This window comes from Mycobacterium sp. TKK-01-0059, assembly GCF_000709305.1.
GTDB classification, from domain to species: Bacteria; Actinomycetota; Actinomycetes; order Mycobacteriales; family Mycobacteriaceae; genus Mycobacterium; species Mycobacterium intracellulare.
The window spans coordinates 341,218-362,342 of sequence record NZ_KL446993.1 but is presented as its reverse complement, the minus strand read 5'-3'; the positions used below and the strand labels follow the sequence as shown (position 1 = coordinate 362,342).

The 21,125-nt window shown below is 69.4% G+C and carries 22 protein-coding genes; 15 read left to right on the top strand and 7 right to left on the bottom strand.

Translation table 11 applies throughout. From position 1 onward, the window contains the following. Positions 1 to 6: 6 nt before the first annotated feature. Both K883_RS01875 and K883_RS01870 read right to left on the bottom strand, forming a co-directional pair. On the bottom strand, positions 7 to 1,587 hold the full coding sequence (locus tag K883_RS01875) for a 1,4-alpha-glucan branching protein domain-containing protein (RefSeq protein WP_036453530.1): 1,581 nt from the start codon (positions 1,585 to 1,587) through the stop codon (positions 7 to 9). After that, positions 1,584 to 2,408 (bottom strand): class I SAM-dependent methyltransferase, encoded by an 825-nt coding sequence (locus tag K883_RS01870; protein ID WP_036453527.1) that lies wholly within the window; start codon positions 2,406 to 2,408, stop codon positions 1,584 to 1,586. The genes K883_RS01875 and K883_RS01870 overlap by 4 nt, the downstream gene beginning before the upstream one ends. A gap of 229 nt (positions 2,409 to 2,637) precedes the next feature. Here K883_RS01870 and K883_RS01865 point away from each other — a divergent pair, with 229 nt between their 5' ends. The 6 genes from K883_RS01865 (at position 2,638) to mnmA (ending at position 8,689) form a co-directional block, all read left to right on the top strand. After that, complete coding sequence (locus K883_RS01865) at positions 2,638 to 3,438, top strand: electron transfer flavoprotein subunit beta/FixA family protein (protein WP_008259088.1); 801 nt, start codon at positions 2,638 to 2,640, stop codon at positions 3,436 to 3,438. A 50-nt stretch (positions 3,439 to 3,488) separates the two neighbouring features. Then, positions 3,489 to 4,445 (top strand): electron transfer flavoprotein subunit alpha/FixB family protein, encoded by a 957-nt coding sequence (locus K883_RS01860; protein WP_008259086.1) that lies wholly within the window; start codon positions 3,489 to 3,491, stop codon positions 4,443 to 4,445. A 270-nt stretch (positions 4,446 to 4,715) separates the two neighbouring features. Continuing rightward, positions 4,716 to 5,558 (top strand): GNAT family N-acetyltransferase, encoded by an 843-nt coding sequence (locus tag K883_RS01855; RefSeq protein ID WP_008259080.1) that lies wholly within the window; start codon positions 4,716 to 4,718, stop codon positions 5,556 to 5,558. Then, entirely contained in the window at positions 5,555 to 6,391 is an 837-nt protein-coding gene (locus K883_RS01850) for a lysophospholipid acyltransferase family protein (protein ID WP_036453525.1), read from the top strand. The genes K883_RS01855 and K883_RS01850 overlap by 4 nt, the downstream gene beginning before the upstream one ends. Positions 6,392 to 6,424: 33 nt before the next feature. Continuing rightward, on the top strand, positions 6,425 to 7,612 hold the full coding sequence (locus tag K883_RS01845) for a cysteine desulfurase family protein (RefSeq protein WP_014712109.1): 1,188 nt from the start codon (positions 6,425 to 6,427) through the stop codon (positions 7,610 to 7,612). Next, positions 7,613 to 8,689, top strand: coding sequence for a tRNA 2-thiouridine(34) synthase MnmA (gene mnmA / locus K883_RS01840; protein WP_014712108.1), 1,077 nt, complete (start codon positions 7,613 to 7,615; stop codon positions 8,687 to 8,689). A gap of 7 nt (positions 8,690 to 8,696) precedes the next feature. On the opposite strand, the gene K883_RS01835 is transcribed toward mnmA, so the two are convergent. After that, a complete protein-coding gene (locus tag K883_RS01835) occupies positions 8,697 to 9,287 on the bottom strand; it encodes a sensor domain-containing protein (protein ID WP_176476860.1) in 591 nt (196 codons plus the stop codon). Positions 9,288 to 9,439: 152 nt separating this feature from the next. On the opposite strand from K883_RS01835, the gene K883_RS01830 reads away from it, so the two are divergent. The 6 genes from K883_RS01830 to K883_RS01805 all read left to right on the top strand — a co-directional run bounded on the left by K883_RS01830 (position 9,440) and on the right by K883_RS01805 (position 15,221). Next, entirely contained in the window at positions 9,440 to 10,456 is a 1,017-nt protein-coding gene (locus K883_RS01830) for a uroporphyrinogen decarboxylase/cobalamine-independent methonine synthase family protein (RefSeq protein ID WP_014712106.1), read from the top strand. Between the two features lie 64 nt (positions 10,457 to 10,520). Continuing rightward, entirely contained in the window at positions 10,521 to 11,003 is a 483-nt protein-coding gene (locus tag K883_RS01825; protein ID WP_014712105.1) for an SRPBCC family protein, read from the top strand. Further along, a complete protein-coding gene (locus K883_RS01820; protein WP_008259061.1) occupies positions 11,000 to 11,335 on the top strand; it encodes an ArsR/SmtB family transcription factor in 336 nt (111 codons plus the stop codon). The genes K883_RS01825 and K883_RS01820 overlap by 4 nt, the downstream gene beginning before the upstream one ends. 48 nt (positions 11,336 to 11,383) lie before the next feature. Continuing rightward, complete coding sequence (gene ligA / locus K883_RS01815) at positions 11,384 to 13,465, top strand: NAD-dependent DNA ligase LigA (protein WP_014712104.1); 2,082 nt, start codon at positions 11,384 to 11,386, stop codon at positions 13,463 to 13,465. A gap of 3 nt (positions 13,466 to 13,468) precedes the next feature. Next, positions 13,469 to 14,575, top strand: a complete 1,107-nt coding sequence (locus K883_RS01810) for a cystathionine gamma-lyase (protein WP_014712103.1) — start codon at positions 13,469 to 13,471, stop codon at positions 14,573 to 14,575. 34 nt (positions 14,576 to 14,609) lie between these two features. Further along, positions 14,610 to 15,221, top strand: coding sequence for a TetR/AcrR family transcriptional regulator (locus K883_RS01805; RefSeq protein WP_085976513.1), 612 nt, complete (start codon positions 14,610 to 14,612; stop codon positions 15,219 to 15,221). On the opposite strand, the gene K883_RS01800 is transcribed toward K883_RS01805, so the two are convergent. Further along, on the bottom strand, positions 15,218 to 15,736 hold the full coding sequence (locus K883_RS01800; protein WP_020823253.1) for a pyridoxamine 5'-phosphate oxidase family protein: 519 nt from the start codon (positions 15,734 to 15,736) through the stop codon (positions 15,218 to 15,220). The genes K883_RS01805 and K883_RS01800 overlap by 4 nt on opposite strands. Positions 15,737 to 15,982: 246 nt before the next feature. On the opposite strand from K883_RS01800, the gene K883_RS01795 reads away from it, so the two are divergent. The 3 genes from K883_RS01795 to K883_RS01785 are packed head-to-tail and all read left to right on the top strand — an operon-like array spanning position 15,983 to position 19,672. Further along, complete coding sequence (locus K883_RS01795) at positions 15,983 to 16,387, top strand: MmpS family transport accessory protein (RefSeq protein ID WP_009954349.1); 405 nt, start codon at positions 15,983 to 15,985, stop codon at positions 16,385 to 16,387. After that, on the top strand, positions 16,384 to 19,305 hold the full coding sequence (locus K883_RS01790; RefSeq protein ID WP_036453523.1) for an MMPL/RND family transporter: 2,922 nt from the start codon (positions 16,384 to 16,386) through the stop codon (positions 19,303 to 19,305). Before K883_RS01795 ends, K883_RS01790 begins: the two co-directional genes overlap by 4 nt. Before the next feature lie 58 nt (positions 19,306 to 19,363). Next, complete coding sequence (locus K883_RS01785; RefSeq protein WP_008259049.1) at positions 19,364 to 19,672, top strand: hypothetical protein; 309 nt, start codon at positions 19,364 to 19,366, stop codon at positions 19,670 to 19,672. Positions 19,673 to 19,787: 115 nt separating this feature from the next. Here the strand turns inward: K883_RS01785 and K883_RS01780 are convergent, their stop codons facing one another. The 3 genes from K883_RS01780 to K883_RS01770 all read right to left on the bottom strand — a co-directional run bounded on the left by K883_RS01780 (position 19,788) and on the right by K883_RS01770 (position 21,108). Next, entirely contained in the window at positions 19,788 to 20,090 is a 303-nt protein-coding gene (locus K883_RS01780) for a hypothetical protein (RefSeq protein WP_008259048.1), read from the bottom strand. Further along, entirely contained in the window at positions 20,087 to 20,314 is a 228-nt protein-coding gene (locus K883_RS01775) for a ribbon-helix-helix protein, CopG family (RefSeq protein ID WP_008259047.1), read from the bottom strand. The genes K883_RS01780 and K883_RS01775 overlap by 4 nt, the downstream gene beginning before the upstream one ends. A 137-nt stretch (positions 20,315 to 20,451) precedes the next feature. Further along, positions 20,452 to 21,108 (bottom strand): ACT domain-containing protein, encoded by a 657-nt coding sequence (locus K883_RS01770; RefSeq protein ID WP_085977602.1) that lies wholly within the window; start codon positions 21,106 to 21,108, stop codon positions 20,452 to 20,454. Between the last annotated feature and the right edge of the window lie 17 nt (positions 21,109 to 21,125).

Below are 21,125 nucleotides of genomic sequence, written 5' to 3'. Positions count from 1 at the left end.
TCCACCTCATCGGGGCAACCTGCGGGCGTCGAGGGCGCCGAAGAGTCCGTCGGCGCGGTTCCACCCCTCCGCCAGGCGCTGCGCGGTGTCGCGCCGCCCGGACGCCAGCGCCCCCGCGATCTCCCGGGTGGCGTGCGCGTGCAGGTGGGCGCGGTAGCGGGCGTAGTCGGCGGCCGAATCCTTGCTCACCATGAACGGCCAGTCGCTGGAGACCGTCAGCAGCGTTTCGCGCAGGATCTGGTCGGCGACGTGGTCGCGGGGGATGGGCCCGTCCAGCGTCGCGGTTTCCGACAGCGCCTTGTCGACGGTGCTCAGCGCGGTGTCGACGACTTCGTTGTTGAGCTGCACCAGGTCGGCGACCTGGTCGCCGGCCCACACCTGCCAGTCCTTGCCCGAACCCCACGAGCTGGGCGGCAGGGCGACCGGGTTACCGACGAAGCCGTCGGCGATCGCGTCGGTCAGGGTGCCCACCCGCACGCCGGCCTCGGGCAGGGCGCGCAGCACCCGCTCCAACCAGGTCGGGCCCTCGTACCACCAGTGGCCGAACAGCTCGGTGTCGAAGGCGGCGATCACATGCGCGGGCCGCCCGATGCGCGCGGACTCGCTCGTCAGGCGGTTGCGGACCGTCTCGACGAAGTCGGCGACGTGAATGTCGACGGCGTGGTCGGCCCGCGCGGGGTCGTAGGGCGCCTTGCCTTCCGAGGGCACGTTGCGGCCGGTGACCCTGGCCGGCTTGAGGCCGGTGAGGTGGTCATAGGTGTGGAAATCGCGATAGGCGGCGTGCCCGGGGTAGCCGGACTTCGGCGACCACACCCGGTAGCTGACCTGCAGGTCGCGGCCGAACGCCACCACGTCGGTGTCGCCGACGGGCCGGCCCAGCGCGGTGTCGCCGTGCAGCGACGGGCCGTCGACCATGAAGTGCGTGACCCCGGCGGCGGCGTAGTCGTGTTCGAGCCCGGGCGCGTACGCGCATTCGGGCGCCCAGATGCCGGTGGGGGTGTGCGCCAGCCGCTGCCCGGCGTCGGCCAGCCCCTCGCGCAGGGCGAATTCGCGCAGCCGGGGGGCCAGCAGCGGTTGGAACGGGTGGGCCAGCGGCCCACCGAGCAGCTCCACCGTGCCGGCGTCGAGCAGCCCGCGCAGCGGCGGGCTGCCGCCGTGCCGCCACAGGGTGGCGAAGTCCTCAAGGGCGTTATCGGCCTCCGCCTCCTCGCGAATCCCCAAGGCGCGCAACGCCTCCGGTGTGCACGACTGATAACCGGCCGACTTCGATCGGGGAATCGACCGCACGCTGGCCGCCTCGGCTGCGCGTAGCCGCCAGTTCGCCAGCCAATGATGCATGCCCTCAAGGCAATACGGGTCGTCGAGTTGCGCGTTCACCACCGGCGTGACGCCCAGGGTGATCAGTCGCCGGCGGTTTTCGCCGGCCAGCGTGTTGAGCACGCGCATCAGCGGCAGGTAAGCGGCCGCCCAGGATTGGTAGAGCCATTCCTCACCGACCGGCCAGCGGCCGTGGTGGGCCAGCCACGGGAGGTGGGTGTGCAAAACCAGGGTGAACAGGCCGGGAACCGGGTCTTGCGATGAGTTCACGGCGCTACCGCGATCGCGATCAGATCGAGGCTGTCATCGATGTGCTGGCCGGTGGCCGCGCCGGATCCGCTTTCTACGAGTTCGAAGTCGTCGGTGGTGACCGCGGCGACGTCCGCCGCCAGGTCGGGTGGCCACGGCGCGTCGGTTACCGCGCGCGCGATCTGCGCGTCGATGATCGAACCGCCGTGCCGGGCGTCCATCTCCTGCAGCCGCGGACCGTGGAACAGGCCGCTGATCGAAACGTCCGAAAAACCGCCGGCGACGAGCAGCTCAGCCATCTCGTCGGCGTTGAGTTCGCGGGTGTGGAACGGGTTGATCGGGGTGTCGCGCCCGGGCGAGAAGGTGATCCGGTTGGGCGTCGACATCATCAGCAGCCCCGACGGTCGCAGCACCCGCGCGCACTCGGCGACGAATTGTGTTTGGTCCCACAGATGCTCGATCACCTGGAAGTTGACCACAATGTCCACCGACGAATCGGGCAGCGGGAGCCGCGCGAGGTTCGCCTGCATGACGTCCACCCGGGGGTAGCGGGCGCGGACGTGGGCCACGGCGGACTCGTCGTAGTCCACGGCGATGACGCGGCGGGCGACGCCGGCGATCAGGTCGGCGCCGTATCCCTCGCCGCAGCCCGCCTCGAGCACCTCGCGGCCCACGCAGCGCTCGGCAAGCCGCTGGTAGACGACCTCGTGGCGCCGAAACCAGTAGTTTTCGATGTCCAAACCCGGGATGGTGCGCTCGCCCGTCAGCATCATCACCGCGTCGCCCACCGACGCGGTGACGCCGGGGGAGTGCGGGGGAAGGTCAGGTACCGGTGCGCTCATTGCATAGGCAGGCTAACGCGAAGTGTCGGATTCGCGAACCACGGAAGTGGGTAACCCCGCGCGCGCAGGGGGAGGCGGGCCGCAAGAACCTGCAGCACTACCAGCTATGGTGTGAAGGCATACCGCACAAAGTTACCGGGTAGTAACACGGCTGTGCGTTGCGAAAAACGCGTACCGAGGTCTCGCAGTCGAGCGCTGCGGACCCCTTCGAGGAGGACGAACCACACTCATGACGAACATCGTGGTCCTGATTAAGCAGGTCCCAGACACTTGGTCAGAGCGCAAGCTGACAGACGGCGATTACACGCTGGACCGCGAGGCCGCCGACGCGGTGCTGGACGAGATCAACGAGCGCGCGGTAGAAGAGGCCCTGCAGATCCGGGAGAAGGAAGCCGCCGACGGCGTCGAGGGGTCGGTGACCGTGCTGACCGCGGGTCCCGAGCGCGCCACCGAAGCGATCCGCAAGGCCCTGTCGATGGGCGCCGACAAGGCCGTCCACCTCAAGGACGACGGTCTGCACGGCTCCGACGTGGTGCAGACCGGGTGGGCCCTGGCCCGCGCGCTGGGCACCATCGAGGGCACCGAGCTGGTGATCGCCGGTAACGAGGCCACCGACGGCACCGGCGGGGCGGTCCCGGCCATCATCGCCGAGTACCTGGGCCTGCCTCAGCTCACCCACGTGCGCAAGCTCTCCCTCGAGGGCGACAAGGTGACCGGCGAGCGCGAGACCGACGACGGCGTCTTCAACCTCGAGGCCACGCTGCCCGCGGTCGTCAGCGTCACCGAGAAGATCAACGAGCCGCGCTTCCCGTCGTTCAAGGGCATCATGGCCGCCAAGAAGAAAGAGGTCACGGTGCTGACCTTGGCCGAGATCGGGGTCGAAAGCGACGAGGTCGGGCTGGCCAACGCCGGATCCACCGTGCTGTCGTCGACGCCGAAGCCGCCGAAGACCGCGGGTGAGAAGGTCACCGACGAGGGCGAGGGCGGCAACCAGGTCGCTCAGTACCTGGTCGCCCAGAAGATCATCTAGTCGAGCACCCCATCGAAGACCATTCCTGAGACGAGAAGAGCGATATAACCATGGCTGAAGTATTGGTGCTCGTGGAGCACGCCGAAGGTGCGCTGAAGAAGGTCACCTCCGAATTGATCACCGCCGCCCGCGCGCTGGGCGAGCCCTCCGCCGTCGTGGTCGGGGCGCCGGGGACGGCCGCCCCGCTGGCCGATGGGCTGAAGGAGGCCGGCGCCGCCAAGATCTACGTCGCCGAGTCCGACGACGTGGACAAGTACCTGATCACCCCGGTGGTCGACGTGCTCGCCGCGCTGGCCGAGTCGAACGCGCCCGCGGCCGTGCTGCTGGCCGCCAACGCCGACGGCAAGGAAATCGCCGGCCGGCTCGCGGCCCGGATCGGTTCCGGTCTGCTGGTCGACGTGGTCGAGGTCAAGGAGGGCCCCAAGGCCGTCCACTCGATCTTCGGTGGCGCGTTCACCGTCGAGGCCCAGGCGAACGGCGACACCCCGGTGATCACCCTGCGCGCCGGCGCCGTCGACGCCGAGCCGTCCGCCGGAGCGGGCGAGCAGGTCACCGTCGAGGTCCCGGCCCCCGCCGAGAACGCCACCAAGATCACCGCCCGCGAGCCCGCGGTCGCCGGTGACCGCCCGGAGCTGTCCGAGGCCACCATCGTGGTCTCCGGCGGTCGCGGCGTGGGCAGCGCGGAGAACTTCAGCGTGGTCGAGGCCCTGGCCGACTCGCTCGGTGCGGCCGTCGGCGCGTCTCGTGCCGCCGTCGACTCCGGCTACTACCCGGGCCAGTTCCAGGTGGGCCAGACGGGTAAGACGGTCTCGCCGCAGCTCTACATCGCGCTGGGCATCTCCGGTGCGATCCAGCACCGCGCCGGGATGCAGACGTCCAAGACCATCGTCGCGGTCAACAAGGACGAAGAGGCACCCATCTTCGAGATCGCCGACTACGGCGTGGTGGGCGACCTGTTCAAGGTCGCCCCGCAGCTGACCGACGCGATCAAGGCACGCAAGGGCTGAGTTTCTCGGCCTCGAAGAGCCCCCGGCGCCGCGGCGCCGGGGGCTTTCTTCTGCGATCACGCCAGTCCGGTGCGTCACACCGGCCCCACAGTCCCCGGCCCAGGGGGATATGCACAAAGCTCCTCCCGCCTTCCAGTCATCCGAGTGACGGATGGGACGACGACGCCCCCGCGTCGTCGGTTGGCTCGGTCTCATTTCGTCATCTGACGTGCACCGACACGTCACAGCGCCGATGCCGACCCGCTCACCGGCTACGCCACGTTGTGTCTCATGAGCATCGCTTCTGTCCTCATCCCCGCCGACAAGCCCAGCGGCGCGTCGACCGCACCGCGCTACTCCCTGTTGCTGTCCACCGACCCCGGCCTGATCGAAGCGGCGCAGCGACTCCGGTATGACGTCTTCACCAGCACCCCGGGCTTCGCCCTGCCGCCGGACGGCGGGCACGGATCGGACCGGCGCGACGAGGACCGCTTCGACGAGTTCTGCGACCACCTGCTGGTCCGCGACGACAACACCGGCGAGCTGGTGGGCTGCTACCGCATGCTGGCACCGGCGGGCGCCATCGCGGCCGGCGGGCTGTACACCGCCACGGAATTCGACATCCGCGCGTTCGACCCGCTGCGGCCGTCCCTGGTCGAGATGGGGCGCGCCGTGGTGCGCGACGGGCACCGCAACGGCGGCGTGGTGCTGCTGATGTGGGCGGGCATCCTGGCCTACCTGGACCGCTACGGCTACGACCACGTCACCGGATGCGTGTCGGTGCCCATCGGCGGCGGGGCCGACGATCAACCGCCGGGCAGCCGGCTGCGCGGCGTCCGCGACGTCATCCTGGCCCGTCACGGCGCGCCGGCGGACTACCGGGTGCGGCCACACCGCCCCGTCGTCGTCGACGGGACCGCGCTCGATGACATCCCGGCGCCCGCGCGGCCCTCGGTTCCGGCGCTCCTGCGCGGCTACCTGCGGCTGGGCGCGAGGGTGTGCGGGGAGCCCGCGCACGACCCGGATTTCGGTGTCGGTGACTTCTGCGTGCTGCTGGGCAAACAGCACGCCGACACCCGATACCTGAAACGCCTCCGATCGGTGTCGGCCGCGGCGGAGATGGCGGGGAAATGACCGGCATTGCGCACTCCTGGCTACCACGCGCCTCGTGCGGCGCCGGCTGCGTGCGCGCCGGCGACGCGGTCGCCTGCCCGCCGCCGCTAGTGGCGCTGCGGGTCACGCTTCGCCTGCTGCTGGCGCTGCTGCTCGCGCCGGGGCTGCCGCTGCTGGCCCTGCCGCTGCCGGGCCGCACCCGCGTGCAGCGCATCTATTGCCGGCTGGTGCTGCGCTGTTTCGGTGTCCGGATTGCGGTGTCGGGCAACCCGATCCGCAATCTGCGCGGCGTGCTGGTGGTCAGCCCGCACATGTCGTGGCTTGACGTCTTCGCGATCGGCTCGGTGTTGCCCGGGTCGTTCGTCGCCCGCGCCGACATGTTCACCGGGCCGGCGACCGGGATCGTGGCCCGCATCTGCAAGGTCATCCCGATCGAGCGGTCCAGTTTGCGGCGGTTGCCCGGCGTGGTGGACGCCGCCGCCCACCGGCTGCGCGCCGGGCAGACGGTCGTCGCGTTTCCGGAGGGCACCACGTGGTGTGGTCGCGACTGTGGGGCGTTCTATCCGGCCATGTTCCAGGCCGCGATCGATGCCGGACGGCCGGTGCAGCCCCTGCGGCTGACCTACCACCACATCGACGGCGGCCTCTCGACGGTGCCGGCCTTCGTCGGCGACGAGACCCTGCTGGGTTCGATCCGCCGGCTGCTCGCGCAGCGCCGCACGCTGGCGCGGGTGCACGTCGAGTCGCTGCAGCTCCCGGGGACCGATCGGCGCGTCCTGGCCGGCCGCTGCCAGTCGGCGGTGGGCGCCGGAACGGCCCGGGGCGCTGGTCACGGGCGCGTGCTGGTGGCCTGAGCCCACCGGTGGGCCGGTATCGTGGGTCGCGTCATGGTCTATTTGGATCACGCCGCCACCACCCCGATGCACCCCGCCGCCGTCGAGGCGATGACGGCTGTGCTGGGCACGGTGGGCAACGCCTCCTCGCTGCACACCAGCGGCCGGGCGGCGCGGCGGCGCATCGAGGAATCCCGTGAACTGATCGCCGACAAGCTGGGGGCGCGTCCCTCGGAGGTGATCTTCACCGCCGGCGGCACCGAGAGCGACAACCTGGCGGTCAAGGGCATCTACTGGGCCCGGCGCGACGCCGAGCCGCGGCACAGGCGCATCGTCACCAGCGAGGTCGAACACCACGCCGTGCTGGACTCGGTCAATTGGCTCGTCGAGCACGAGGGAGCCGAGGTGACGTGGCTGCCGACCGCGCCCGACGGCTCGGTGTCGGCGGCGGCGCTGCGCGAGGTGCTCACCCACCACAGCGACGTCGATGACGTCGCTCTCGTGTCGGTCATGTGGGCCAACAACGAGGTCGGCACCGTGCTGCCCGTCGCCGAACTCGCCGCCGTCGCAGCCGAATTCGGGGTGCCGATGCACAGCGACGCCATTCAGGCGGTGGGGCAGTTGCCCGTGAACTTCGCCGCCAGCGGGCTGTCGGCGATGAGCGTGACCGCGCACAAGTTCGGGGGCCCCGCGGCCGTGGGCGCGCTGCTGTTGCGCCGCGACGTCGCGTGCGTGCCGCTCGCACACGGCGGCGGCCAGGAGCGCGACATCCGTTCGGGGACTGCCGATGTGGCCGGTGCGGTCGGAATGGCCGCGGCGGCCCGGATCTCGATCGACGGGCTCGAGGTCAACAGCGCCCGGCTGCGGGCGCTGCGGGACCGGCTGGTCGACGGGGTGCTCGGCGGCATCGAGGACGTCAGCCTCAACGGTGCCCGCGACGCGGCGCGCCTTCCCGGCAACGCGCACTTCACGTTCCGCGGTTGCGAGGGCGATGCGCTGTTGATGCTCCTGGACGCCAACGGAATCGAGTGCTCGACCGGTTCGGCGTGCACCGCCGGTGTCGCGCAGCCCTCGCACGTGCTGATGGCCATGGGCGCCGACCCGACCAGCGCCCGCGGGTCGCTGCGACTCTCATTGGGGCACACCAGTGTTGACGCCGACGTCGACGCGGTGCTGCGGGTGCTGCCCGGGGCGGTGGAGCGGGCGCGTCGGGCGGCCCTGGCCGCGGCGGGGGCGTCCTAAGTGAAGGTGCTTGCAGCCATGAGCGGTGGCGTCGACTCGTCGGTCGCCGCGGCCCGGATGGTCGACGCCGGGCACGACGTGGTGGGCGTGCACCTGGCGCTGTCGTCCTCGCCCGGCACGCTGCGCAGCGGCTCGCGCGGCTGCTGCTCGAAAGAGGACGCCTCGGACGCGCGCCGGGTCGCCGACGTGCTCGGAATACCGTTCTACGTCTGGGATTTCGCGGAAAAATTCCAGGCGGACGTCATCGACGAATTCGTGTCGTCCTATGCCCGCGGCGAGACGCCCAACCCGTGCGTGGTGTGCAATCAGAAGATCAAGTTCTCGGCCCTGTCGGCGCGAGCCGTTGCGCTCGGGTTCGACACGGTGGCCACCGGCCACTACGCCCGGCTTTCCGGTGGGCGGCTGCGCCGCGCCGTGGACCACGACAAGGACCAGTCCTATGTGCTGGCCGTGCTGAGCGCCGAGCAGCTACGCCACGCCGCGTTCCCGATCGGGGACACCCCCAAGTCACAGATCCGCGCCGAAGCCGCCCGCCGCGGCCTGGCCGTCGCCGAAAAGCCGGACAGTCACGACATCTGCTTCATCCCGTCGGGCGACACCCGAGCCTTTTTGGGCTCACGCATCGGGGTTCGCCGCGGCGCCGTGGTCAATGCGGACGGGACGGTGCTCGCCGAGCACGACGGCGTGCACGGCTTCACCATCGGGCAACGCAAGGGTCTCGGCATCGCCGGGCCCGGCCCCGACGGTCGCCCGCGCTATGTGACCGCGATCGACGCCGAGACCGCGACGGTGCGGGTGGGGGACGCGGCCGATCTGGAAGTGCGCGAATTGACCGGGCGGGCACCGGTATTCACCTCGGGTGTGACGCCGTCGGGGCCGATCGAGTGCGCGGTTCAGGTGCGCGCGCACGGTGAGACGGCCGACGCCGTGGCCGAACTCGTCGGTGGCGAACTCGTCGTGCGGTTGCGCGTCCCGCTGCGCGGTGTCGCGCCGGGCCAGACGCTGGTGCTGTACCGGCCCGACCCCGACGGGGACGAGGTGCTCGGCAGCGCCGTCATCGCCGCGACGTCGCGCTGATCGCGAACTAGCGCGGCACGTTCGCGGCGATGTTCGTCATCACGATGTCGGACACCGATTGCGCGAAGCCGCAGAACGTGACCTCCAGCATGGCCACCGACAGGACCCGGTAGTCGCGGCCGCAGCCACCGGGCCGCAGGTGCAGCGAGGTGCCGTCGGCGTTCCAGTCGCCGACGTAGAGCTGGCCGCCCGAGCCGTTCGCGCAGTCCCCGACGGTGCCCACCAGGGCGTTGAAGGCGGTCCGCGCAGCGTCGGCGTCGCGATAGGCCGCCGCGCCCTCCGAGATCAACGCGCCGTCGGGCGGGTCCTGAAAGGTCGTCTTGTGAAACGCCTCGAGGTCGGTCCCGAAGGTCGCGGTCTCGTCGTAGATGAACCGGCACTCCCGCGGCGCGGTCTGGGCCAGGGCATCGATGTTCACCGGGCTGGTGCCGTCCATCGAGGGAATGATGGTCAGGTGCTCACCGGCGCCGGTGATCGCACGCATCCGCGACTGGTCCAGCAGGATCGTGTCGACGTTGACGCCCCGCACCATCCTGCGGTTGGTGTCGGGACCCGCGAGCGCCGCGCCGTCGGTCACCCGGGTGCACGACACCGCCATCAGCACCGCCCCGCACCACAGCGGTAGCCTCGCCCACTTCGTCCTCTGCGACACCGTTTTGCACCCCTCTGCGGTTGAACCTACCCGCGGGGACCCTCGGCACACAGCCCCTGCCGACCGGCGGCCCGGGCGACGTCGAATACGGTTGGCCGGTGAGTGTTTTCGCGGGGCCCAGTGGCGTCGGTTCCTGGCCGGGCATCGCGGCGCGGGAGGCCGCCGCCGTGATCGTCGGCGAATTGGCGGGGGCGCTGCCGCACATCGTCGAACTGCCCGCCCGCGGGGTGGGCGCCGACCTGCTGGGCCGGGCCGGGGCGCTTCTGGTCGACGTCGCCATCGACACGGTGCCGCGCGGGTACCGCCTCGTCGCCCGTCCGGGCGCGGTCACTCGCCGCGCCATCAGCCTCCTCGACGAGGACATGGACGCGCTGGAAGAGGCCTGGGAGGCCGCCGGCCTGCGCAATGACGGCCGCGTGGTCAAGGTGCAGGCGCCGGGCCCCATCACGCTGGCCGCCGAAATCGAGCTGGCCAACGGGCACCGGGCGATCACCGACCCCGGCGCGCTGCGCGACCTCACGTCGTCGCTGGCCGAAGGCGTCGCCGCGCATCGTGCTCAGCTGTCGCGGCGCCTCGAGACGCCGGTGGTCGTCCAGTTCGACGAGCCGTCGCTGCCAAAAGCGTTGGGGGGCGCGCTGAGCGGGGTGACGGCGCTCAACCCGGTCGCGCCGCTCGACGAGGCGGTGGCCGGCGGCCTGCTCGACGCCTGCGCCGAGACCGTGGGCGGCGAGGTGGCGCTGCACTGCTGTGCACCCGGCGTGCCCTGGGACCTGTTGCAGCGCAGCGCATTCAGCGCGGTCTCGGTCGATCCGGGCGCCTTGAGCGCGTCGGATCTCGACGGCATCGCCGCGTTCGTCGAGTCCGACCGCGCCGTCGTGCTGGGCGTCGTTCCCGCTAGCGCCCCGGCGCGGCGGCTGTCGGCGGAGGAGGTCGCCGGTGGTGTGGTCGCGGTGACCGATCGCCTCGGCTTCGCCCGCTCGGCGTTGCGCGAACGCATCGGCGTCACCCCGGCCTGTGGTCTGGCCGGCGCCACCCCCGCGTGGGCCCGCACCGCGATCGAGCTCGCCCGCAAGGCCGCCCAGATGTTCGCCGAGGATCCCGACGCCATCAAATAGGCAACCGAGGGGTTGCGTTTCATACCGCGCCGTGCTGAACTAATAGGCAACCAGGAGGTTGCATATGAAGATTGAGAAGCAGGTGGTGCTGCGCGCGCCGCTGGAGCGGGTGTGGCGGGCCATCAGCGACGCCGAGGAGTTCGGCCGCTGGTTCGGGGTGCGCTTCGACGGGTCGTTCGTCGCCGGGACATCGGTGACCGCGGCGATCAGCCCGACCACCGTCGACGGCGAGGTCGCCAAGCGCCAACAGTCGCACGCGGGCGTGACGAGCACCTGGCAGATCGTCGCCGTCGAGCCGCGGCGGCGGTTCGCCTACCGCTGGCATCCCTTCGCCATCGACCCGGAGGTCGACTATGAGGGCGAGCCGACCACGCTGGTCGAGTTCACCCTCGCCGAGCGGTCCGACGGCGTGCTGCTGACGATCACCGAATCCGGTTTCGAGGCCATTCCGGAGGCCCGCCGCGGCGCGTCGTTCGAGGCGAACGGCGAAGGCTGGGCGATCCAGACCACGCTGGTGCGCAAGTACATCGAGGGCGTCCGGGTATGAGCGGACGAGTCGCCGTCGGCGCCCCGATCTTCGGTGCGCTCGGTGACCCGAACCGGCTGCGCATCATCGTGCGGCTCTGCGATCAGGGCCCGAGCTCGACGTCGCAGGTCACCAGCGTCGTCCCGGTCACCCGGCAGGCGGCGAGCAAGCACCTGCAGCTGTTGGAGTCGGTCGGGCTGGTCACCAGCAGCCGGCGGGGGCGCGAGCGCGTCTGGACGGTGCAGACCGGGCCGCTGGCGTCGGCCAGCGACTACCTCGACCAGTTGTCCCGCCGGTGGGATGCGGCCCTGGATCGGTTGCGGTCCTTCGTGGAAGACGGAGTGGAGGATTGAGTCGAGCGCGCCGGGTTTTGCGTCGGTGTCCTCGGATAGCCTGCCAAGGTGAGCTCAGCAGAAGCTGATTCGGTAGCGCCCGAGGTCCGGCGGCAGTGGCAGGACCTTGCCGAAGCGGTCCGGGAACACCAGTTCCGCTACTACATCAAGGACGCGCCGATCATCTCGGACGCCGAATTCGACTCGATGTTCACCGAGCTCCTCGCGCTGGAGGAGCGCCACCCGGAGCTGCGGGTCGCCGATTCGCCGACCCAGCTGGTCGGCGGCGCGGGCTTCGCCACCGACTTCGCCGAGGCGCAGCACCTGGAACGCATGCTGAGCCTCGACGACGTCTTCGACCGCGACGAGCTGGTGGCCTGGAGCAACCGCGTCGAGAACGAGGTCGGCAAGGAACCGCATTACCTGTGCGAACTCAAGATCGACGGGGTGGCGCTGTCACTGGTGTACCGCGACGGCCGGCTGGAACGCGCCGCGACCCGCGGCGACGGGCGCGTCGGTGAGGACGTGACGCTCAACGCGCGCACCATCGACGACGTTCCCGAGCGGCTGTCCGCCGGCAAGGACTTCCCGACGCCGTCCCTGCTGGAGGTGCGCGGCGAGGTGTTCTTCCTGCTCGCCGATTTCGAGGCGCTCAACGCCAGCCTGGTCGAGGACGGCAAGGCCCCGTTCGCCAACCCGCGCAACAGCGCCGCCGGGTCGCTGCGCCAGAAGAACCCGGCCGTCACCGCCCGGCGCAAGCTGCGGATGATCTGCCACGGCATCGGCCGCACCGAAGGGTTCGCCCCGAAGACCCAGCACGAGGCCTACGCCGCGCTGAAGGCCTGGGGGCTGCCGGTGGCCGAACAGACGGCACGCGTGCGCGGCCTCGCCGCGGTCGAGGAGCGGATCGGCTACTGGGGAGAGCACCGCTACGACCTCGAGCACGAGATCGACGGCGTGGTGGTCAAAGTCGACGACGTCGCGTTGCAGCGCCGGCTCGGCACCACGTCGCGCGCGCCGCGCTGGGCCGTCGCCTACAAGTATCCGCCCCAGGAGGCGCAGACCAAGCTGCTCGACATCCGCGTCAACGTCGGGCGCACCGGGCGCGTCACGCCCTTTGCCTTCATGACGCCGGTGAAGGTGGCCGGGTCCACCGTCGGGCTGGCCACCCTGCACAACGCCGCCGAGGTCAAGCGCAAGGGCGTGCTGATCGGCGACACCGTGATGATCCGCAAAGCCGGCGACGTCATCCCGGAGGTGCTGGGCCCCGTCGTCGACCTGCGCGACGGCTCCGAACGCGAATTCGTCATGCCCACAACGTGTCCCGAGTGCGACACCCCGCTGGCACCGGCCAAGGAGGGCGACGCCGACATCCGCTGCCCCAATGCCCGGTCCTGCCCGGCGCAACTGCGGGAGCGGGTGTTCCACGTCGCCGGTCGCGGGGCGTTCGACATCGAGGGGCTCGGCTACGAGGCCGCCATCGCGCTGCTCAAGGCCGACGTGATCGCCGACGAGGGCGACCTGTTCACGCTGACCGAGGACGACCTGTTGCGCACCGAGCTCTTCCGGACCAAGGCGGGCACCTTGTCCGCCAACGGCAGACGGCTGCTCGACAACCTGGACAAGGCCAAAAAGGTTGCGCTGTGGCGGGTTTTGGTGGCGTTGTCCATCCGCCACGTCGGGCCGACGGCGGCGCGCGCCCTGGCGACCGAGTTCGGCGACCTGGACGCCATCATGTCGGCCTCGACCGAGCGGCTCGCGGCGGTCGAGGGCGTGGGCCCGACGATCGCCGCCGCGCTCACCGAATGGTTCACCGTCGACTGGCACCGCGCGATCGTCGACAAGTGGCGCGCCGCCGGCGTGCGGATGGCCGACGAGCGCGACACCAGCGTGCCGCGCACCCTGGAGGGCCTGACGGTGGTGGTCACCGGGTCCCTCGCCGGCTTTTCGCGCGACGACGCCAAGGAGGCGATCCTGGCGCGCGGGGGCAAGGCCGCCGGGTCGGTGTCGAAGAAGACAGACTACGTCGTGGCCGGGGATTCGCCGGGGTCGAAATACGACAAGGCCGTCGAGCTGGGGGTGCCCGTCCTCGACGAGGACGGCTTCCGGCGGCTGCTGGCCGACGGTCCGCAAAAAACACCGGCGGAATAACCGATGAGCGGCCGGTACGGCGATTCCACCCGCAGCCTCAAAGCCGTGAATTCCCAAGCGGTTTCGGGCCAGCCCGTCGCGCCGCAGCCGGTGCTCGCCGCCACGTATCACCTTTCGGCCGACGAAACCCTGGACAGCTACGGCCGCGGCTCCAACCCGACGTGGCGGCAACTGGAATCGGCGCTCGCCGAGCTGGAGGGGGCGGCGGGCGCGGTGGTGTTCGGCTCGGGGATGGCGGCCGTCAGCGCGGTGTTGCGGGCCTGGGCGCCGCCCGGGTCGACGGTGGTGGTGCCGGCCGACGGCTACTACCAGGTGCGCCGTCACGCCACCGAGGACCTGGCGCTCGCCGGGGTCACGGTCGTCGCGGCGTCGAGCTCGCAGATCTATGACGCCGCCGCGCAAGCCGACGTGGTGCTCGCCGAGACCCCCACCAATCCGGCGCTCGACGTGGTCGACCTGCACCGGCTGGCCACCATCTGCCACGGCCGCGGCGCACGCCTGGTCGTCGACAACACCGCCGCCACGCCGCTGGGTCAGCAGCCGCTGTCGCTGGGCGCCGACGCGGTGGTGGCCAGCGCCACCAAGGCCCTGTCCGGTCACAGCGACCTGCTGGCCGGCTATGTCGCAACCAGTCAGCCCGAGTTACTCGCCGCCGCCGAGCGCCAACGCCTGCTCGCCGGCGCGGTCCTGGGCGGGTTCGAGGCGTGGCTTCTGTTGCGCAGCCTGGAAACTGCCGGACTGCGATTCGAGCGCCAATGCCAGAACGCCCGGGCGGTGGCGACGATGCTGGCCGGCCACCCGGCGGTGCGGGCCGTGCGCTACCCGGGGTTGGCGCAGGATCCGGCGCATCCCGTCGCCATGGCGCAGATGCGCCGATTCGGCGGCCTGCTCTCGGTCGAACTGGCCGACGCCGCGGCGGTGCACGCCCTCGTCGAGGCCAGCGAGCTGCTGATCGCCGCCACCAGCTTCGGGGGCCTGCACACGTCGGTGGATCGGCGGGCCCGCTGGGGCGACCCGGTCGCCGACGGGTTCGCGCGCATCTCGCTGGGCATCGAGGACACCGACGACCTTGTCGCCGACATCGAACGCGCGCTCATGACCTCCCGATAACGACATATACATGCCGCACCGCCCGGGCGGCTCTATCGTGGGTTCTATGACCCAGACGGCCGAGGGGTGCGCGCAGGCATCGCCGTGGTCGCCGCGCGAGGCCGAGATCCTGGCGGTGACCCTGCGGCTGCTGCAGGAACACGGCTATGACCAGCTGGCGGTGGACGCGGTGGCCAATGCCGCCCGCGCCAGCAAGGCCACGGTGTACCGGCGCTGGCCGTCCAAGGCCGAACTGGTGTTGGCCGCCTTCATCGAAGGCGTCCGCCAGGTGGCCGTCCCGCCGAATACGGGCACGTTGCGCGGCGACCTGCTGAGCCTGGGGGAGACCATCGCCGTGGAATGCGGGCAGCACGCCAGCACCATCCGCGCGGTGATGGTCGAGGTGTCGCGGCACCCCGCTCTCAACGAAGCCCTGCAGCATCAATTCCTCGACCAGCGCAAGGCGATGATTCAGCACGTGCTGCACCAGGCCGTCGACCGCGGCGAGATCACCGAGGACGTCATCACCGACGAACTCTGGGACCTGCTGCCCGGCTACCTCATCTTCCGGTCGATCATCCCCGGACGTCCGCCCACCCGACGCACCGTGCAGGCGTTCGTCGACGGGTTCCTCATCCCGGGCCTGACCGCGGGGCCCCGCGCCTAGGGCGCGAACCGCCAACGCGTCGCCCCGTGGGGCTCGGCGGTCGCGACACCGACAGCGCCCCGGGCCACGAATCGGTACAAATACCACGGCGGCGGCCCCGCGCTCTGGGCGCTGTACGGGGCGATGACGGCGTCGCCGTCGCGTTCGCAGGGCCAGCCGGAGTCGCGATAGCGCGCCGTGACCTCGTCGAGTTCGCGCCCGTCCGTGGTCCGGTGGGCTACGCCGTCGAGGATCAGGTCGACTCCAGGAAGGCGGAACGACAGGGTGCAGGCCGGATTGGCGGCCAGGTTGCGGGATTTCAGCGTCGCGGGGCCGCTGGTGAAATAGATGTGGCCGCCGTGTTCGATCGAGCCGATACCCGCCGAGTGCGGGCTGCCGTCCGCCCGGACCGTCCCCAGAAACTGTGGCGTCTCCGCGGACGGCAGGGCCTTCATCGCGTCAAGGGCCGTGGCCCACGGCAGCTCGGCGTCGCCGTAGATGTTCAGGTCGGTTGCCGAAATCGGGTCGGGCAGCATGGTTACTCCTCGCAGGATTGCTCGTATGGAGACTGACCGGTGACGGCCCCGGAATTCATCGCCCGACATGACCAGGGGAAAAATTTCCCCTTGTAGAGTACGGTCCCGTACCGTACTGTCATAGCTGTCGATCACGCTGACGACGTTGGCAGCCGCGCTCGCATCGGGCGCGTCCCTGTCACCCGATTTTCGAAAGGCTAACGGGTGAAAGGCTTTTCGTTAGCACCCCTGGTGAGGCGGGGGTGGATGGTGATCGTCAGCGTGCTCGTCGTCGCGCTCGCGGGGTTCGGGATCTATCGGCTGCACGGCATCTTCGGCTCGCACGACAACACGACGGCCAACAGCGGCCTGGCGGCCGAGATCGTCCCGTTCAACCCCAAGCAGGTGGTCCTCGAGGTTTTCGGCGCCCCGGGCGCGGTGGCCACCATCAACTACCTGGACGTCAACGCCCAGCCGCAGCAAGTCAAGGACGCGCCCCTGCCATGGTCGTTCACCATCACCACCACGGAGCCCGCGGTCATCGGCAACGTCGTCGCGCAGGGCAACGGGGACACCCTCGGCTGCCGCATCACCGTCAACGGTGAAGTGAAAGACCAACGCACGGTTCACAAAGTCGACGCCTACACCTTCTGTCTGGACAAATCTGGATGAGCAACGAACAACAGCCGCGGTCCTTTGTGCCGCGCACCATTCGCCGGCTCGCGCTGCCGATCCTGCTGTTCTGGGTGGGCCTCGCCGCCCTCACCAACATCGCGGTGCCGCAACTGGAAGACGTTGGGAAAACCCATAATGTGGCGCTGAACTCGCCCGACGCCCCGTCGCTCAAGGCGATCAAGCGCATCGGTGAAAAATTCCACGAGTTCGACACCGACAGCTCGGCCATGATCGTGCTGGAAGGTGACAAGCCGCTCGGCGCGGACGCCCACCGCTTTTACGACGAGATGATCCGAAAGATCGAGCGGGACAAGAAACACGTCCAGCACATCCAGGATTACTGGGGCGACACGCTCACCGCGGCGGGATCGCAGAGCAGCGACGGCAAGGCCGCCTACGTTCAGGTCAACCTCGCCGGCAATCAGGGCTCGGCGCTGGCCAACGAGGGCGTCGGCGCCATCCGCGACATCGTCGAACACATGAAGCCGCCCCCCGGCGTCAAGACCTATGTGACCGGCGCGGCGCCGCTGATCTCCGATCAGTTCGACGTCGGGAGCAAGGGGACCGCCAAGGTCACCGGGATCACGGTGGGGGTGATCGCGGTGATGTTGTTCTTCGTCTACCGTTCGGTGCTCACCACGTTGCTGGTGCTTGCCACGGTCCTGATCGAAATGTCAGCCGCCCGAGGCCTTGTCGCGTTCCTCGGCAACGCGGGAGTCATCGGGCTGTCGACCTATGCGACGAATCTGCTGACGCTTCTGGTGATCGCCGCGGGAACCGACTACGCGATATTTTTCGTCGGCCGCTATCAAGAAGCGCGCGGATCCGGTGAGGATCGCGAAACCGCGTTCTACACGATGTATCACGGCACCACGCACATCGTTCTGGGGTCGGGTCTCACCGTTGCGGGTGCGGTGGCCTGCCTGAGCTTCACCCGGCTGCCCTACTTCCAAAGTCTGGGTGTGCCGGCCGCATTGGGCATCCTCGTTGCGCTGTTCGCCGCGCTCACCCTGGGGCCGGCGATCCTCACTTTGGGCGCCAAGGTGGGGATCTTCGACCCCAAGCGGGCGATCCGGACGCGAGGTTGGCGGCGCATCGGCACCGCAATCGTCCGTTGGCCCGGCGCGGTTTTGGCGTCGGCGTGTGCGCTGGCCCTGATCGGTCTGCTCGCCCTACCCGGATACAAGACGAGTTACGACACCCGGCCGTACATGCCCGCGAGCGCACCGGCCAACATCGGTTACACGGCCGCCGAGAAGCACTTCTCGCGGGCCCGGCTCGAGCCCGAATTGCTGATGGTCGAAACGGATCACGACATGCGTAATCCGGAGAGCATGCTCATCCTGGACAAGGTGGCCAAGGCGGTGTTCCACGTTCCCGGCATCGCCCAGGTGCAGTCCATCACCAGGCCGTTGGGAACCCCGCTGGTCCACAGCTCGCTTGCCTTCGTGGTCAGCAATCAAAGTGCGGCGCAACAGCAAAACCTGACCTACCAACGCGATCGGGCCGACGACGCCCTCAAGCAGGCCAATGAGCTGTCCAAGACCATCAACATCTTGAAGCAGCAGTACGTATTGCAGCAGCAGCTCGCCGGCACCACCCACGAGGAAACCGAAAGTTTCCGCGACACCCTCGGCACGATTCGGGACCTGCGCGACAAGATCGCGAATTTCGACGATTTCTTCCGGCCGGTGCGCAGCTATTTCTATTGGGAAAAGCATTGTTACGACATTCCCGCCTGCTTCGCGTTCCGCTCTCTCTTCGATGCGATCGACGGCATCGATCAGCTCACCGAGAAGTTCGAAAACCTCACGGCTTCCCTCGACAAGCTTGACGCGTTGCAACCGAAACTGACGGCGCTGATCCCGCCGCAGATCGAGAGCCAGCAGACCAATCGCGATCTGACGTTGGCCAATTACGCGACGCTGTCGGGCATTTACGCGCAGACCGCCGCGGCGATCGACAACGCGACGGCGCTGGGGCGAGCCTTCGACGCGGCCAAGAACGACGACACCTTTTACCTGCCGCCCGAGGTGTTCAACAATCCCGACTTCAAACGCGGGCTGAAGCTGTTCCTGTCACCGGACGGCAAGGCCGCCCGCATGATCGTCACGCATGAGGGCGATCCCGCTACGCCGGAGGGCATTTCGCACATCGATCCGATGGCCAAGGCCGCGCACGAGGCCCTGAAGGGCACGCCGATGGCCGGCGCGCAGATCTATCTCGGCGGCACCGCCGCGACGTACAAGGACATCCAGGACGGTGCCAAGTACGACCTGATGATCGTGGCCTTCGCGGCGCTGAGCCTCATCCTGCTGATCATGATGATCATCACGCGCAGCCTGATCGCCGCGCTCGTCATCGTGGGTACCGTGGCCCTGTCGCTGGGCGCCTCGTTCGGGCTATCGGTTCTGGTGTGGCAGTACATCTTCGGCGTCCAGCTCTATTGGGTGGTGCTGGCGCTGGCCGTGATCCTGCTGCTCGCCGTCGGATCCGACTACAACCTGCTGTTGATCTCGCGATTCAAGGAAGAGATCCATGCGGGCATCAATACCGGCATCATCCGGGCGATGGCCGGCTCGGGCTCGGTGGTCACCTCGGCCGGCGTCGTGTTCGCCGTCACCATGTGTGCGTTCGTCTTCAGCGGTTTCCAGGTCCTCGGCCAGATCGGTACGACCATCGGACTCGGCCTGCTGTTCGACACGCTGATCGTGCGGTCGTTCATGACGCCTTCTGTCGCAAGGCTTCTCGGGCGCTGGTTCTGGTGGCCGCAGCGGGTGCGACCCCGGCCCGCCAGCACCATGCTGCGGCCCTATGGCCCGCGCCCGGCGGTTCGTCAGCTGCTGCTGTGGGAGGACGACGACCCGGTGGTGACACCCCAATCACCATCAGCCGCAAGTCAATCCCGCGTTTGACCCGCGCCGACGAGCCGACCCCTTGCCGGACGCAGGCGATGGTCGGTACCGTCCAGTTGTGGGAACGAAGGCCGAACGCCGGGCCGCACGGGAAGCTGTGGCGGGCTATCACGAGGCGCGGCTGGGTGAACTCATCGGGATCGTCGCGGCCGCGATCGACCGCCACCGTGCCGGCGAGATCGATGCCTATGCCGTCGACGAGACGATCCACCACTATCACCGGGCGGCTCGTGAGCTATGGAAGTTCTGTTGGTCCGGTGGCGGGGGAACGCACAGCGAAATGATCGCTCACATCATCGATCAGATGACCACTAATGGCGAAACCATCAACTGGTGGGAAAGGGTTTCGCCGCGACGCCCGAAGTGATCGGCGGGACGGTGGACAGCCCGGATGGGCGGTGGGCACGCCTGTCGTCGCAGCGTCAAAATTGGATGGTCCGATCTCGATCGACTCACCGGGAAAGCGCTTTTGCGACAAGCTGTTACGTGATCAGCGCGGTCACGATCGACATCGCCTCGCTAAGCGCGGCCGCCGACACGGCCCCGATCGGTTCACCGAGCGCCGAAGTCGGCAGCCACTGCACCAGTTCGGGGAGAAGAGTGCCTTCGGGCTGCGTGAGCGGAACGACCATGGCCATCGTGTCGTCGGGGATTTTCCCAGGGATGAACGGGCAGACGATGACGCGACCAGTGTTGGCCGCGAGGTGGATCGCGTTGGAGAGCACCGCGACGTAGAGGTCGCGGCGGGTGTCTCGCCGCGGCGCGATGTCGCCCGGCGCGATCATAGGTCCGCGGCCCGGTTGGCTTCATACACTTGCCCGGCGTAGGAGTCGATGTTGAGCGCTGGTGCGGTCCGCGTCGTATAGGTATGAAGCGCGCGACGTAGATGCTCATTGCGCAGCGCCCGCTCGATCATCTCGGAGCGATTCAGTCCGGCCGCTTTGGCGTCGGAGTCGGCGTCGGCGAGCACGGCGGCGTCGACGGTGACAGAAATCTTCTCTTTGGCCATATGAAAATCCTACCGATCATCCTACCGATGGCGCCCTTTTGATCGAGGAGCCGCGCCGGGCGGCCCAGACGGCGCGGTTATCAGCACTCGGGGGCGGATCAGCGCATGAAGCTGCGCGGAGGACGGCTGTTCAGAACTCAGCGCAGCATGGTGGCGACGATCCCGGCGAGGTAGCCCAACCGGGCGACCTCGGACGGCCGGAATTCGGGGCCCGGCCGGCCGAGCACCACGGCGGTGTGCGGGTCTCCCAGCGGGGCCGCGACCATCGTCATGTCCATGTCGCGCCATGCCTTGGGCACCCAGTCGGCGCTGCTGTCCAGCGGCACGGCCCGCTCGAGGGGCAGCCACGGGGCCGTGTCCGCCTTGGTTTCGGGGGCGCCGCGACTGCCGGCGAGGCGCTGCAGCTCGCCGCCGGCACTGCGCAACACCGTGCACCAGCTGACGCGCAGCACCCTGGGCGCCTCGTTGGCCAGCACCTGCAGCCTGGACGCCGTGTCGCCGGCCGCGGCGATGTGGTCGAGCAGCTCGAGCTCGCGGTGCGCCTCCAGCAGACCGGTGTGCGGGCGCACACTGTCCACCCGGACCCCGGACAGTGATTCGGCGGCGGTGATCAGCGAGTCCGGCATCGCCCCCGGCGGCAGCTCGATGACCAGGTCGTCGATCGCGTACCCCGAGCTCCGCTCCACGACGTCGAGCGACAAGATGTCGGCGCCCACCGAACCGAGCGCGACCGCCAGCGACCCCAGGCTTCCCGGACGGTCGACGAGCTCGATGCGCAACAGATAGGAGGGCACGGCCAACACTGTTGCAC